Here is a 14,509-nt window from a genome sequence, read left to right as displayed (position 1 = left end):
CTTAACCGCGTGGAGTCGCGACACTGGCGAGCTTGGGCGCGGCTTTATCCGGCGCCACTTGCTCCAGGTTGCTGGCTTCAAGCGCTTGTCGTTGTTGTGCCAAGGCGGCGAGGGTTTCCTTGCTGGCCATCGGGATGGTTTCCGGAGTAACCGGCGATCCCGGGCGAACGCGCTGCAAGCCCTTGACGATGATCGTGTCGTCCTTGGTCAGGCCGCTGCGCACGATGCGCAAACCTTCGATCTTCGGCCCCAGCTCCACGGCGCGATAGGCCGGCTTGTCGCCGTCCATCACCAGTACGAACTTCTTGCCCAGGTCGGTGCCCACGGCTTCGTCGCTGATCAGCACGGCGGAGTAGGTGCCGCTGCCCACCAGCTTCAAGCGGGCATACAGGCCAGGGGTGTATTCGCCCTTGCTGTTATCAAACACAGCGCGACCACGAATGGTGCCGGTGGCCGGGTTGACCTGGTTGTCGACGAAGTTCATCTGGCCCAGATGCGGGTTGCCGTCTTCATTGGACAGGCCCAGGTAGACCGGGGTGGTCGCGCCACGGCGACCCTGGCGCGCGAGTTCGGTGTACTTGAGGTACACACGCTCATCGGCGTCGAAGTAGGCGTAGACCTTGTCGGTGGACACTACGCTGGTCAGCGCGGTGACATCGGCGGTGACCAGGTTGCCGGCGGTGATCTCGGCACGGCTGACACGGCCGCTGATGGGCGAGCTGACGCGGGTGAAGCTCAGGTTCAGCTTGGCCAGGTCCAACTGCGCCTGGATCCCGGCGACGGCGGCGCGGGCTTCCTGGGCAGCGGTGGTGCGCGAGTCAGCCAGTTCGGCGGAGATCGCATTGCTTTGGCGCAGGCGTTCGCCGCGTTGGGCTTCGTTATCGCTGCGGGTGGCCGCGGCCTTGGTTTGTGCGAGTTGTGCTTCGAGGCGGCGCACCTCAGCCTGGAATGGGCGAGGGTCGATCTGGAACAGCAGGTCGCCTTTCTTGACCAGCGCGCCCTCGGTGAAGGCGACCTGATCAATCTGGCCCGACACGCGCGGACGGATTTGCACGGTTTCCGGCGCTTCGAGGCGGCCGGTGAATTCGTCCCACTCGTTGACCGGTTGTTCCAGCACCTTGGCCACGCTGACGTGGCTTGGTGGCATGGCGGCTGCCTGTTGGGGCGCTTTGCCGCAGGCGCTCATCACCATCACGGCCAAAATGGCCAAGGGATAGCGCAAATGTTTGAGTGACTGTTCCATGAGGTGCATCCGCCAATGTATTTAAGATGGGCGGATCATGCTCGGCAGGGTGCTATCTCACGAATCGAATGAAACAAAGGTAACTATCATTCGGAATGATATAAGCGTAAAGCGAGCCCTCTAGCATGCAGGTTTCGTTAGGGAGCTATCAATGCGATTGATGACAAAGGACTGTTGCGCAAGATGCAAGGAACAGTACGCCCCATAAACTGTCTGGCGCGCTTGCTATTCAAAGGTGCAGAGCGCCGGGTTGGTCGCCTTGCACTCATTGCCCGTCCAAGCACCGCCGACCGGCTTGGCATTGACCGGGTTTTTCAGGGTCATGCTCACCGGCTCATGGTTCTGATCCAGGTAGTGGCATGCCACCGACGACTGACCCTGGCTGCTTTGGATCACCGCCTTTTCAAACTGGACCTGGTGCAGCTCCTTCTGCTCTGTCATCGGGTTTTTCCCGGTCCATTGCTGGCCGCCCGGGCCGGACGCGGTGTAAGCGACCACTTCCCCGGTCGGCGTCTTTTTGAACGCGTCTTTAAGGGCATCGGTGGGCGGGCAGGCGGCAGTGCCGGCGTAGGCGTTGCCCGCCAACGCCATCAGGGTCATCACGAGGGCTGAGGTTTTCTTGAGCTGCCTGTTCATCACGCGTGCTCCTGGCCTGGAGAAACAGTGATGTGAAGACTAGCCCAAACAGGCAACGCGGGAGGGGGCTAAATCCACACGTCGTTGATCGCCGTACGCTCACCCCCTTCGGCGCCGGTGTTCAACACACCGCAGGGCTCGATCAACAGCAGCTTCACCTCACCCAAGGCGTGCGGCTTGTGCTCGACGCCTTTTGGCACCACGTACATTTCCCCTTGGCCGATGGTCACCGCGCCGTCGCGGAAGTCGATGCGCAGGGTGCCTTCCAGGACGATGAAGGTTTCATCGGTGTCGGCATGGTCGTGCCAGATAAAGTCGCCTTCAATCTTTACCACCTTGAACTGGTAGTCGTTCATCTGCGCGACGACCTTGGGCGCCCATTGCTCGCTGAACAAGGCGTATTTCTGGGCGAAGTTGATCGAAATGTAATTCGTCGAAGCTTGGGTAGCAGGCATTGTAGGTTCCAGGGTTTCAGGACATTGGAGCCTTAAGGTAGGCCCAACGGCCCGCCGGATATTGAATGATCGTGTAGCGTCCGACAGTCTTGGGTGCGTGCAACTGTTGGCTGTGCAACAGCAGTCGGACAGTTGTGGTTTGCTCGAGACAGCACGATATCGCTCATTGTTTTTATCGTCTTGATTTTATTGAAAATAATTTATGGCATGGCCTCTGCAATGCACAGGTGAACCCTTTCACCCGTCGCTCAGCGGAGCCCTGTATGCCTTGCACTTTCTTCTCGCGTTCCCGTTTCATCTGGCTTGGCGCAGCGTTGTTGCTGGGCCACGCCGCCATGTCCCAGGCCGCCGAGGGCGATGACGCGGTGCCGTCCCTGGCCGGCAAGCGCATTGCCGTGAGCATGACCGGCACCAGTCACTACTTCGACATCAAGGCGTTCCAGGCCCAGGTCGACGAGATCAAGCGCCTCGGCGGCACGCCCATCACCCTCGACGCCGGGCGCAATGACAAGAACCTGGTGACCCAACTGCAAACCGTGGTCACCCAGAAACCCGATGCGGTGATCCAGACCCTCGGCACCCTCAGCGTGATCGACCCTTGGCTCAAGCGCATCAGCAAGGCCGGCATCCCGCTGTTCACCATCGATGCGCCTTCGCAGTACAGCCTCAACAACACCACCTCGGATAACGTCGCCACCGGCAAGGCCCTGGCCGACCAACTGATCAAGGATGCCGGCGGCAAGGGCAAGATCCTGGTGTTCAATGGCTTCTACGGCGTGCCGGTGTGCGCGATTCGCTATGACCAGTTGAAGCTGGCACTCAAGGATCATCCGCAACTGGAAATCATCGAGCCGGAGCTGCGGGATGTGATCCCCAACACCGTGCAGGATGCGTATTCCCAAGTGTCCGCGTTGCTCAACAAGTACCCGGCCGGTAGCGTCTCGGCGATCTGGGCGGCGTGGGACATCCCGCAGTTGGGGGCGAGTAAGGCGTTGATCGATGCCAAGCGCACCGAAATCAAGACCTACGGTGTGGACGGCACGCCTGAAGTGCTGGAACTGCTCGGCCAGGCCAATTCGCCGGTGGGCGCGGTGGTCGCCCAGCAACCAGCACTGATCGGCAAGACCGCGGTGCAGAACGTGGCGCGCTACCTCGCCGGGCAGCGCGACCTGCCCAAGGAAACTCACGTCGCGACGTTGCTGACCACGGCGGCCAACCTGGCGCAGGTCCAGCAACTGCGGGGTGATTGATGGCCGCGTTGCACTTGCAGCACCTGCACAAACGTTTTGGCGCCACCGTGGCGCTGGATGATGCGAGCCTGAAAGTCGAACGCGGCACCATTCACGGTCTGGTGGGCGAGAACGGGGCCGGCAAATCGACCTTGATCAAGATCCTGGCGGGTATTCACACGGCGGACTCGGGGCAGGTGAGCATTGACGGCCAGGCGTACTCCGTACTGTCGCCGCGCCAGGTGGACGCGCTGGGCGTGCAGTTCATCCATCAGGAGCGGTTGTTGCCGGCGAGTTTTACCGTGGGCGAAGCGCTGTTCTTCGGGCATGAATTACGCCGTGGTCCGTTTGTGGATCGGCGCCGGCAGCAGCGCGAGGCCGAGCGTTTGCTGGCGGAATATTTTGAACTGCAACTGCCGGCCGGCGCGTTGGTGGGCGAGCTGAACAGCGCCGAGCGCCAGGTGCTGCAAATCACCCGGGCGCTGATTCGCCAGCCGAAGATCCTGGTGTTCGACGAGCCCAGCGTGGCGTTGGTCAAGCGTGAGGTCGACCAACTGCTGCGGATCGTCAAGCGCCTGCGGGACCAGGGGTTGTCGATCCTCTATATCTCCCATTACCTGCAGGAAATCGACAGCCTGTGCGATGAGGTGACGGTGTTGCGCAATGGTCGTGATGTGGCGGTGGTAGAGCCTCGGCATACCTCCAGCGCGCAGATTGCGCGGCTGATGGTCAACCTTGAGGTGCAGGACATGTATCCCAAGGCTCAGGTCGAACTGGGTGAGCCGTTGCTGCAGGTGCGCTCGCTGAGCCTGGCCCGGCGCTACCGGGAAATCGACCTGGAGCTGCGCCGAGGTGAAATCGTCGGCCTGACCGGGCTGGTCGGGTCGGGCGCCAAAGACTTGCTCAAGACCCTGTTTGGCGTAGCGCGTGCCGACAGCGGCAGCATCCACCTGGAAGGCCGCTTGTTGCGCCTGCGTTCACCCGGCGACGCCATCGCCCAAGGGATTGCCCTGGTGCCGGAAGAGCGCCGCAGCCAAGGGATTTCACCGCTGCTCTCGGTGCTGGAAAACCTCACGCTGGCCGGGCTTGCGCGGTTCAGCCGTTGGGGTCTGCTGAACAGGCGCCAGGAACAGGCCGAAAGTCTGCGCTTGATTGACGAACTGGCAATCAAAGCACCAGGTCCGCAGGCCGCGGTCAGCCAACTCAGCGGAGGCAACCAGCAAAAGGTTGCCTTGGGCAAATGGCTGAGCCGCCGTTCGGCGGTGTACCTGTTAGACGAGCCGTGCGTGGGCGTGGATGTCGGCGCCAAAGTCGAGATTTATCGCTTGATCGGGCGTTTGGTGGAAGAGGGCGCTGCGGTGCTGGTGTTGTCTTCGGACTTGCCGGAGCTGCTGGGAATCTGCGACCGCATCCTGGTGTTACACCGTGGTGAAATCGCCGGCGAATTCCAGGCCGGCGAAGCGGACAGTGATCAGCTGCTGGCGTGTGCCACAGGTGCGGTTCACGCCACGGCATCCGTGCCGGCGACTCGAGAGGTGGCTCATGTCCCTGCTTGAAACCGCTGCTCCTGGTTTCTCCCAGCGTTTATGGGTGCTGTTGTTGCGACGTGGCTCGGCAGGTGTGTTCCTCGCGATTCTGTTAGGTTTTGCCGTTGCTGCACCCAACTTCCTGTCGGTGGGCAATATCGCCAATGTGTTCAGCCAGTCGGCGATCCTCGGCGTGCTTGCTTTCGGCCTGACTTGCGTGATCATCGGCGGCGGCTCCAACGTGGTATCCGGTGGGCTTGACCTGTCGCTGGCGGCCAACCTGGGGTTGTGCGCCGCCGTGTTCAGCCGACTCAACAACGCCGGCTTCGACCTCTGGACCAGCCTGCTGCTGACCTTGGCATGTGGCTTGGCGGTGGGCCTGCTCAATGGCCTGGCCGTGGTGGTACTGCGTTTGCCACCGTTGCTCGCGACCCTGGCAAGCATGAATGTACTGGCCGGCCTGGAACTGGTCCTGACCGAAAATACCGTGGTCTCGACTGACTCACCGCTGCTCGACCTGCTCAGCGGTGGGACCTGGCTGGGCGTGCCTGCGCTCGCCTGGGTGTTGCTGGTGACAGGCTTCGTGCTGACATTGCTGATCCAGCACACCGCCTACGGACTGCGTCTGCATGCCGTCGGAGAGTACCCGCACGCCGCCGAGGCCGCCGGTATTCGAGTGCCGGCGTATGTGCTTTCCAGCTATCTGCTGTCGGGGTTGTGTGCGGCCGTGGCAGCCTTGTGTTCAGCGGCGTTTTTCAGCGGCAGCACCACCGGTTCCGGTGACATGCTGTTGTCGGTGGTGGCGATTGCCTTTCTCGGGGTGGTGTTCTCCCGGCGACTGGTGGCGAGCATTCCTGGCACCTTGCTGGCGACCCTGTTGATTGGCTTTCTGATCAACGGGTTTCAGTTGCTCAACCTGTCGAGTTTCTGGGTCAACGGTGTGCAGGGCGTGCTGATTCTGCTGGTGGTTGCGGCGTCCAGTGCATTGAACCGGGGAGAGCAATCATGAGTCGGATTTCAACGCTACAAGCTCATGGCGGTAGGTGGCGTTCACTGCTGCCCCTGACGTTGCCGTTGGTGTTCGTGGCTATCGTCGTGGTGTTCGCCTGGCAGGCCCCCGGGTTCCTCAGTGGCGGTAATCTCAAAAGCCTGGTGCTGAACAACTTCGTGCTGCTGGCGATTGTCGCCATCGGCATGACCTACGCGGTGGCGGCCGGTGGCATCGACCTGTCGGTGGGCACCGCGCTGGACTTTGCCAGCTTCAGCTTTGTGGTGTTACTTAACGCCGGGCACGGGCTGGGTGTAGCGATTGCCGGTGCGCTGGCTGCCGGGCTGCTGGTAGGGCTGTTCAATGCCGGCTTGATCGCGGGACTGCGGATCAGCCCGTTCCTGGCCACCCTGGGCACCTTGTTTATCGGCACCAGTGCCCAGCAGTTGCTCTCGGACGGCGGCCAGCCGATCTACATCGCCCAGGGTTTCCAGCCGGAGTTGGCAAGTGTCAGCCCGTTGGGTGTGCCGTTGCCGTTGCTGGTCGTGCTGGTATTGGCAGTGGTCTACGGCCTGCTGCTGGCCCGTGGGCGCCTGGGGCGCGAATTGCTGGCCCAGGGCACCCAGCCGCTGCTGGCGTTTTACTCGGGGTTATCGGTGCGCCGCATCGTCACCACCACGGTGCTGGCGGCGGCGCTGGCGTGCGGGGTAGCGGGGATTCTGCTGAGTTCGACGGTGAGCGCTTATGTGCCGCTGTCGGGCAATGCATTCTTGCTGAATGCGATTGGCGCGGTGTTTATCGGCACCACGTTGAATCGCCAGGGCCGGGCGAATATTCCGGGTACGCTGCTGGGTGTGCTGTTTATCAACGTCATCGCCAATGGCTTGCTGTTGATCGGCTGGAATTTCTACTGGCAGCAGGTGGCCACCGGCGTGCTGATTTTTGTGGTGCTGGCCTTCAGCTTTATCAGCCGCAGGATCGCCCAGAACACCTGAGGCACGGCGCCCCAGGGTTCAATCCGGCCGCTACTTTTCCCAGTCAGCCTTGGGAATCAACAGGCCATGGTTGCCGTTATAGGCGGCGCGCTCGGGCTGTTTCCAGCCTTCCAGCAGCGCGTCGTCGAGGCGGTAGATCTCAACGCCCAATGGGCGGCAGACCTTCAGCGGATCTTCCGCATCCGGGCCCCACATCGGCAGCGACAGGTCGCCACCGGGGCAGGTGGAGAGGGCACATAGCAGGTCGATTTCGGCAAAGAACTCCAGGTAGTCGCCCTGCTTGGCCGGGCAGGCTTTCATGAAGTACATGTCGTCGTGATTGAGGCCGGTGCACTGGAAAATGTTCAGCACGTCGTGCACGTCGAACTCGGTCAGGCCATGGGGCAGCACGGCGCGGGTCAGGTTGGAGTGGCAGTGGTGGTGGAAATCTTCGCCGGTGAGCATCTTGTTCACGTAAGGGTCGCAGCGCGTGCCGAGCAAATCGTGCAGGCGCCCGCCGTGTTCGTCGATGCCGTAGTCGGCCAGGCTGTCATCGGTGATGGTGACCATCGGCCGCAAAAACGGCAGGTTCGACCACAGGCGGTCATAGGTAGTGACGTGAGCGCCTTGCAGTTGGCGGGTACGCGCCGCCCACATGCGTTCGCGGGGGTCGTTGGCACTCCACACGTTGAAATCGCCGACCTGCGGGCCCACCGGTGTGGTCACGCGGAATACATGGCCGGCCGGAACTTTCCAGGCGCGGCCGGTGCGGATCGGCACTTCAAATTGTTCGATCAGGGTGCGCCCATCCCGAGACTCGCGCACGCGGTCATAGAAGGCTTTGTCGACCTGCAAGGCAGCGCCTTTGCTGACTTGATAGGCCGCTGGGTAGTCCTTGTACATGGTGGGTCCTCGCTTCAGGGTTTTGGAATGCTGCTCAGGATGTCCAGCAGCAGCGATTCGGAGTCATTGAGGTAGCTCGCCAGGGCTTCCCCGGCGGCTTGTTTGTGGCCGTCAACCAGCAAGTCGTGAATCTGCCGGTCGCGCTCCAGCCAGGGCTTCTGGAAGGTTTCCTCGCTGGGCGCGTTGGAAAACACCAGGCGCATCTGGGCTGCAATATGGGTAAAAAACTCGTCCAGCAGCGGGCTGCGCATCAGCCCGACAATGTGTTGATGAAAGCGCAGGCTGTGGGTGCCGAAGGCTTGCCAGTTCTCGCGGTCCTGGGCCAGTTGCGCGGCCTCGATGGACTCGAGCATCAGGTCGGACTGGTATTCGCGCAGCGGCTTGCTGGCGGCGATGGCCTGCAGCTCCAGGGTGCGTCGCACCTTGAAGATGTCACGCACTTCCTCCACCCCGAGGCGGCGCACGATCACGCCTTTGTTGCGCACGTAGCTGGTCAGGCCTTCGCGGCCCAGGTGGTGCAAGGCTTCACGCACCGTGTTGCGCGAGGCGTTGTAGGCGTTCACCAGTTCGCTCTCCACCAGCGGCATGCCGGGCAGCAGGCGGCCGCCGATGATGTCTTCGCGCAGTTCTATGGCAACCTGGTCGGCCAGCGACAGGCTGGGTTCCTTGGCTTGGCTCACGTTGGGGCTCCTTGGGCTCACGCCAGTTGGACGTCTTTGAGGAACTTGGTCATGCGTTCGCTGCGTTGCTCGAGCATGTCACGCGGCGGGGCGTCCTGGATAATCTCGCCGCCTTCCATGAACACCACACGATCGGAGAGCTTGAACGCGAAGTTCATTTCATGGGTGACGATGACCATGGTCATGCCCTCGCGAGCCAATTCCTCGATCACCGCCAGCACGTCGCCCACCAGTTCCGGGTCGAGGGCCGAGGTGGGTTCGTCAAACAGCATCACCGACGGCCGCATCGCCAAGGCCCGTGCAATTGCTACACGCTGCTGTTGGCCGCCGGACAATTGATGCGGGTACTTGCCGGCGTGCTCCAGCATGCCGACCTTGCGCAGCAGGGCCAGGCTCAAAAGACGCAGTTCTTCGCCGCCCCCATGGGCATGGTAGACGGGCGCGAGCATCACGTTCTCAAGGGCGGTTTTATGCGGGAACAGGTTGAACCCCTGGAACACCATGCCGACATGCACGATGCCGCGCATATGCACCTTGTGCCCCAGCGCGCCTTGCGGCTCCTGGCTGCCACGCAGGAACGGCTGGCCTTGCAGGGTGATTTCGCCACGGTCGAGGCTTTCGAGGCCGTTCATGGTACGAATCAGCGTGGTCTTGCCAGAGCCTGACGGGCCGATGATCGACACCACCTCGCCCCAGCGCACATTCAGTTCGACGCCCTTGAGCACTTCCAGCTCGCCATAGGCCTTGCGCACCCCGCGGGCCTGCAAGGCAAACTCGCCGGGCTCGGCCTGGCCGGACGCACGACGCGTCGCCACCTGGTCGAGCACGGCGGGGGCGATGGCCTTGGGTTTGCGCCGGGTCACGTCCAGGTGATTCTCCAGCACCCGCAACAGCCAACTGAACACCGTCACGATGAACACGTAATAGAACGCCACGGCCAGCATGGTCTCCATCACCAGGAAGTTCTGGGTGTAGAGCTGTTGGCCCACCAGCAGGATTTCCGAAAGCGAAATCACCGACACCAGCGAGGTGAGCTTGACGATGGTGATGTATTCGTTGGCCAGTGTCGGCAACGCAACCCGCAGCGCCTGCGGCACCACAATCAACCGCTGCACGCCGCGATAACCCACGCCCAGCGCCTTGCCGGCTTCGCGCTGCCCCTTGACCACCGCCAGCAGGCCGCCCCGATGAATCTCGGCGATGTAGGCCGCCTCACTCAGCACCAGGGCAATCAGGCCCGCAGAGTAGGGGTTGGACAACACCACGCTGGTGGACGGAAACACCTGCGGCAGGTTGTAGACGAAAATCAACAGGACCAGCAACGGCAGGCTGCGGAAGAACCAGATGTAGACGCCGGCGGAATCCCGCAGCCAGCGGCGCTCCGACTGCCGCGCCAGGGCCAGGAAAAACCCCAGCACAATGCCCACCAGCCAGGTTTCCAGGCTCAGTTCGACCACGGTGCCGACGGCTCGCCAGAAGTCGCCGTTCCATAACAAGCCCAGGGTGTAGTGCCAATCGAATTGCATAAAGGTGCTCCGCGTTTCAGTTACCCAGTGCCGCACTGATCTCGGCGGCGTTCGGCTCGGCCAGGTTGTAGCGCGCCAGCAGCTTGCCGTAGCTGCCGTCCTGCTTGATCTGGTTCAGGGCGTCGGTCAACGCCTGGAGCAGTGCCGGGTTTTCCTTGCGCACGGCCAGGCCGACCACCACCGGGTAGATCAACTCGCTGGAGCTGATCACGGTTTTGCCTTGCAGTTTTTCCACGGTGATCTTGGCGACCGCCGCGTCTTCCATCTGCACGTCGACCGCTTGGGCGAGCAGGGCCTGGGCGGCTTCCGGCGACGTCGGGAACTCACGCGACTCGATCGCCGGCTTGCCCGCAGGGAGGCAGTAGTCCGCCGAAACCTTGTTCAGCTTTGGCACCCACGACGCGCCCTTGATCGACCCGACACGCTTGCCACACAGGTCTTCCGGGCGCTGGGGTTTGAAGTCGCCGGCGCTGAGCACCATCAGCGAAGAACCGGTCTTCAGGTAGCTGAGGAAATCCACCTGCTTGGCGCGTTCTGGCGTGACATACAGCGCCGAGGCCACCACGTCGAAACGCCGGGCGTTGACGCCGAGGATCAGGTTGGCAAAGCGGGTGTCGAGAAAGCGCGGCTTCAGCCCCAGTTGCTTGCCCATCAACTGCATGAACTCCGGGTCGAAACCGGCCGGGGTCTTTTGCTCAAGGTAGGTGTAAGGCGGGTAGGTGAGGTCGGAGCCGATGGACAGTTCGCCCGGTTTCAGGGTGCCCTTGATCTCGGCAGCCGACAGTAGCGGCGCCACGCACGCCAGGGTGATCGCTAGCCCCAATGTGCGCAGGGTGTTCTTGCCCTTCAGACCTTTTTGCATGTTCGTCGCCTCGGTTGCTGGATGCAGGGAGATTTGGATTGTTCAACAATCCTGTAATAGTGAGTAAGCGGTTATCGTGCCAAGTCTTGGAAATTAAGGTCTTTTGATCAGTTTTTACGTGCGTGAGACGTTTTTTTGCGAGCGCGCACACCAAATCAGTGCGATTCGTTACCGAGCGCTACGTAGTGGGGCGTAGAGGATTGAAATATTGCGAGGTGAGGACGGGAGGTCTTAACGGGGGGTAGGGGTGTAGGCAAATGGCCCGAGCGCTGTCGATACAGGACTCAGGCCGCCAATGAGTAGCGCTTCAGGCTGCGCGGTGGAACACCGGCAACACATACTCGGCAAGCTCTTCAATCACCTCGGCGACGGGGCGTTCGCTGTGGCGCAGATGCAGGCCGATATGTTGCACACCCGACTCACGCAACGCCTCCAACTCATCAATCAGTGCGTTTCGCCCGCCACGCCCGCCGAAACGCAGCGGCTTCATCGGCGAATGGGGATTGGCTTCAAGGTCCAGGTGCAAAAAGCTGATGTAGGGTTTGTCTGCACCGACCTCACGCCAGAGCCCCACGCGCCGACGATGCTCCTGCGGCGTTCCCGGGTAGGCGAGCCAGCCATCCATGTGCTCGCCAATCCAGGCGGGTGACTGTTGGCCAAGCCCGGCGACCAGCAGCGGGAACGGCTCGTCACGCTGCGGTAACAACTCGGCACCCGCGGGCAGGCGTCCGGCGCCCTGGCTTTTCAGCAGTTCGACGGCACTGCGAAATTGCGCCCCGCGCTGGTCGTAGTCGACACCGAACAGCGGGTATTCCATCGGCCTGTCACCACTGGCCACGCCCAACAACAGGCGGCCGCCGCTGAGTTCGTCGATGCTATTGGCCGCCTTGAGGGTCAACCACGGCTGGCGTAGCGGCAATACCACGGCCGCCGTGCCGAGCATGATGTTGCGGGTGATACCGGCCAGGTAACCCAGGTAGGAAAACGTTTCGAACACCTGGGCCGCATCCCCGAAGTTCGGGTCATAGACCGGCACATCACGCACCCACAGCGCTCGAAAGCCACGTTCGTCCGCCAATCGAGCCAATTCGGCATGCTGCTTCAGGTCGGGCACGCCAAAGGGGCGTTTTTGTGCGATGCGCGAGCGTTGGCCGCTGGTGGACCAATCGTTGTCCAGCGGCAATTCCAGGCCGATGGAGAAGTTGCCGGGGCCAAGCAAACGTTGAAAATGTGAGTTCATCAGGTCTCCTGCGCCCTGCGTGATGCGGAGGCAATTTGCGGTTGATTGATGGCAGTATCTGCGCCCTGAGCCAGGAGAAAAATGCATCGCCAAGCACAATAGTCTTGCCGGGAATGCACGACTGAGGAGCGGCGTCGGCTTGCTCCAGTGTCAGTCCGTGGATTCGACAACGGCTTTCAGGCGTTCCAGCCCTTTGCGGTAGAGGGCCTCGAACTCGCGAACAACCTCTGCCGCATCCGCGCCCTGGACGGAAAAGGTGCTGGACCAGCACGCCACCGTCCCGCCATTGCCATCGTCCTCCGCCGACATCATGCCGACATAGCCGGTGATCGGTGCGGGGCCTTCGAGCAGGGCATAGGTGTACTGCTTCTGGTCGTCGTCGAAAGTGAGCAAACGCTCGACGATGGTCGCACCGTCGATAGTTTTCAGGTGACGTGTGCGCCCACCGTCAGCCAGAGTGCTGCTCTCGATAATATTGAGCCAGCGCGGCAGCCAGTCATACCCGCCGAGGAGCGCCCAGACCTGTTCGGCAGGACGTGCAATGTTGATCAAAATACGGACTTCACTCATGTATTTACCTGTAGGAAAGGAGGGGATTGATAGCGTGACTGGCGTGGTTTGAACATAGCCACGGGCACACCGGTGTGCGCCATACGCAAGCCCGGTAGTATCCCTTCAGCCTTGCGTGAGCAAAATGTCGATTCCGGAAAAGGTCTTGTGAGCAGGAATCAAAAATGCACTGAATAAACTGGCGCTCGCACAGTGAAGTCGCGCCTATAAAACCCGCTTATTGATAAAGTGCCGGTTCGAAACCATGAGTGAACAGCGATGACGTCGATCTCCCAACGCCGCTCAACCTTGATTGCCTTGTTGGTCGCCGTCACTTTCTTCATGGAAAACCTGGACGCCACGGTGATCGCCACCGCGTTGCCGGACATCGCCAAAACCTTCGGGGTGGGGGCGGTGGACGTGAATATCGGCATGAGCGCCTACATGCTCGCCGTCGCGGTGTTTATTCCCATCAGCGGCTGGCTGGCCGACCGCTTCGGTTCGCGGCGGGTATTCGGTTCGGCGATTGTGCTGTTCAGCGTGTCGTCATTGCTCTGCGGCTGGAGTGACAGCCTCGAAACCTTCGTCGCCGCGCGCGTGTTGCAGGGCATCAGTGGGGCGATGATGGTGCCGGTGGGACGCCTGGCGGTGCTGCGCTCGACCGAGAAGAAAGACCTGGTGCGGGCGATTTCATTCATCACCTGGCCCGGCCTGGTGGCGCCGATACTTGGGCCGCCGGTGGGCGGGTTTATCGTTACCCACGCGTCCTGGCCGTGGATTTTCTACCTCAACCTGCCACTTGGCCTGCTGGCGTTAATCGCCACGCTGGTATTGATCCCCAAGCACGATGAGGTCACTGCCCGCACCTTCGACTTCATCGGTTTCCTGCTGGTAGGCGTCGCGAGCGCGGCGCTGTTGTACGGTGTCGAACTGCTCGGGCAAAGCCGTGGCAGCTTGTTGCAGGGGCTTTTGCTCAGCGGTGCCGGTTTGATGCTCGGTGCCTTTGCCTGGCGCCATATGCGCCGGCATGCTCAGCCGTTAATGGCCCTGGGTGTGGTGAGCGTGCGCACCTTCAGTGTGTGCCTGTGTGGCGGGTCGATTTTTCGGGTGGCCATCAGTACCTTGCCGTTCCTGCTGCCCTTGATGTTTCAACTGGCGTTCGGCCTTTCTGCCTTCGATGCGGGACTGCTGGTGCTCGCGGTATTTGCCGGCAACCTGGCGATGAAGCCGTTCACCACGTCGGTGATGCAGCGCTGGGGCTTTCGCCCGGTGCTGATGATCAACGGCGTCCTCGGCGTACTGGCGATTGCGGCCTGTGGATTGCTGGACGAGCGCATGAGTTGGGCGCTGATCCTGTTCATTCTGTTCGTGGGTGGCCTGTCACGCTCCATGCAGTTCACCTTGTTCAATACCCTCGGGTTTGCCGATATACCCAAGGCGCAAATGAGCGACGCTTCAACCTTGTTCAGCATGTTTTTCCAGCTGAGCATGGCCATGGGCGTGGCGATTGGTGCGTTGTTGCTGCGGTTTGCGATGAGCTTCCACGGCAATACCGGGCAGGCCGCCACCGCCGATTTCCAGCTGACGTTTCTGCTGGTGGCGGTGATTGCCGGCGTGGCGTTGCTGGATAACCTGCGGTTGCCGCCCCAGGCCGGGGAGTCAGTGCTGCAACGCAAGTGAACCCACGATACCTACGGG

14 protein-coding genes are annotated in these 14,509 nt (G+C 61.7%); 5 read left to right on the top strand and 9 right to left on the bottom strand.

Annotated elements, in window-relative coordinates:
- Position 1: 1 nt before the first annotated feature.
- The 3 genes from mexE to JFU58_RS10295 form a co-directional block, all read right to left on the bottom strand.
- Positions 2–1,243, bottom strand: coding sequence for a multidrug efflux RND transporter periplasmic adaptor subunit MexE (gene mexE, locus JFU58_RS10305; protein WP_201140537.1), 1,242 nt, complete (start codon positions 1,241–1,243; stop codon positions 2–4).
- A 225-nt stretch (positions 1,244–1,468) separates the two neighbouring features.
- Positions 1,469–1,879 carry a DUF3757 domain-containing protein gene (locus JFU58_RS10300; RefSeq protein WP_063030415.1) on the bottom strand — a complete coding sequence of 137 codons (411 nt, stop codon included), beginning with the start codon at positions 1,877–1,879 and terminating at the stop codon, positions 1,469–1,471.
- Between the two features lie 68 nt (positions 1,880–1,947).
- Positions 1,948–2,334: a cupin domain-containing protein gene (locus JFU58_RS10295; RefSeq protein WP_201140536.1), complete on the bottom strand. Its 387-nt coding sequence runs from the start codon at positions 2,332–2,334 to the stop codon at positions 1,948–1,950.
- Between the two features lie 263 nt (positions 2,335–2,597).
- Between JFU58_RS10295 and JFU58_RS10290 the strand changes: the two genes are divergently transcribed.
- Genes JFU58_RS10290 through JFU58_RS10275 form a run of 4 tightly spaced genes read left to right on the top strand, consistent with a single transcriptional unit; the run spans position 2,598 to position 7,072 of the window.
- Positions 2,598–3,584, top strand: a complete 987-nt coding sequence (locus JFU58_RS10290) for a sugar ABC transporter substrate-binding protein (RefSeq protein ID WP_177025311.1) — start codon at positions 2,598–2,600, stop codon at positions 3,582–3,584.
- Complete coding sequence (locus tag JFU58_RS10285) at positions 3,584–5,119, top strand: sugar ABC transporter ATP-binding protein (RefSeq protein ID WP_201140535.1); 1,536 nt, start codon at positions 3,584–3,586, stop codon at positions 5,117–5,119. The genes JFU58_RS10290 and JFU58_RS10285 overlap by 1 nt, the downstream gene beginning before the upstream one ends.
- A complete protein-coding gene (locus JFU58_RS10280; RefSeq protein ID WP_063030387.1) occupies positions 5,106–6,098 on the top strand; it encodes an ABC transporter permease in 993 nt (330 codons plus the stop codon). Before JFU58_RS10285 ends, JFU58_RS10280 begins: the two co-directional genes overlap by 14 nt.
- Complete coding sequence (locus JFU58_RS10275; RefSeq protein WP_201140534.1) at positions 6,095–7,072, top strand: ABC transporter permease; 978 nt, start codon at positions 6,095–6,097, stop codon at positions 7,070–7,072. Before JFU58_RS10280 ends, JFU58_RS10275 begins: the two co-directional genes overlap by 4 nt.
- Before the next feature lie 30 nt (positions 7,073–7,102).
- Here the strand turns inward: JFU58_RS10275 and JFU58_RS10270 are convergent, their stop codons facing one another.
- The 6 genes from JFU58_RS10270 to JFU58_RS10245 all read right to left on the bottom strand — a co-directional run bounded on the left by JFU58_RS10270 (position 7,103) and on the right by JFU58_RS10245 (position 12,832).
- Positions 7,103–7,954 carry an urea carboxylase-associated family protein gene (locus JFU58_RS10270; RefSeq protein ID WP_003210853.1) on the bottom strand — a complete coding sequence of 284 codons (852 nt, stop codon included), beginning with the start codon at positions 7,952–7,954 and terminating at the stop codon, positions 7,103–7,105.
- 14 nt (positions 7,955–7,968) lie between these two features.
- The gene (locus tag JFU58_RS10265) at positions 7,969–8,634 is read right to left on the bottom strand and encodes a GntR family transcriptional regulator (RefSeq protein WP_003210850.1); all 666 of its coding nucleotides are present in this window, start codon (positions 8,632–8,634) and stop codon (positions 7,969–7,971) included.
- A gap of 17 nt (positions 8,635–8,651) precedes the next feature.
- Positions 8,652–10,160: an amino acid ABC transporter permease/ATP-binding protein gene (locus JFU58_RS32415; protein ID WP_201140532.1), complete on the bottom strand. Its 1,509-nt coding sequence runs from the start codon at positions 10,158–10,160 to the stop codon at positions 8,652–8,654.
- Positions 10,161–10,176: 16 nt separating this feature from the next.
- Positions 10,177–11,022 (bottom strand): ABC transporter substrate-binding protein, encoded by an 846-nt coding sequence (locus JFU58_RS10255; RefSeq protein WP_177071248.1) that lies wholly within the window; start codon positions 11,020–11,022, stop codon positions 10,177–10,179.
- Between the two features lie 307 nt (positions 11,023–11,329).
- Positions 11,330–12,262, bottom strand: a complete 933-nt coding sequence (locus JFU58_RS10250) for an LLM class oxidoreductase (RefSeq protein WP_201140530.1) — start codon at positions 12,260–12,262, stop codon at positions 11,330–11,332.
- A 150-nt stretch (positions 12,263–12,412) separates the two neighbouring features.
- Positions 12,413–12,832 (bottom strand): SRPBCC family protein, encoded by a 420-nt coding sequence (locus JFU58_RS10245; protein ID WP_201140528.1) that lies wholly within the window; start codon positions 12,830–12,832, stop codon positions 12,413–12,415.
- A gap of 258 nt (positions 12,833–13,090) precedes the next feature.
- Between JFU58_RS10245 and JFU58_RS10240 the strand changes: the two genes are divergently transcribed.
- Positions 13,091–14,491: a DHA2 family efflux MFS transporter permease subunit gene (locus JFU58_RS10240; protein ID WP_093209734.1), complete on the top strand. Its 1,401-nt coding sequence runs from the start codon at positions 13,091–13,093 to the stop codon at positions 14,489–14,491.
- The last annotated feature ends 18 nt before the right edge of the window (positions 14,492–14,509 follow it).

The sequence above is a fragment of the Pseudomonas sp. TH34 genome, assembly GCF_016650865.1.
GTDB lineage: Bacteria > Pseudomonadota > Gammaproteobacteria > Pseudomonadales > Pseudomonadaceae > Aquipseudomonas > Aquipseudomonas yamanorum.
Note: the sequence above shows the minus strand (reverse complement) of the source record. Positions and strands in the feature narration are given on the sequence as shown.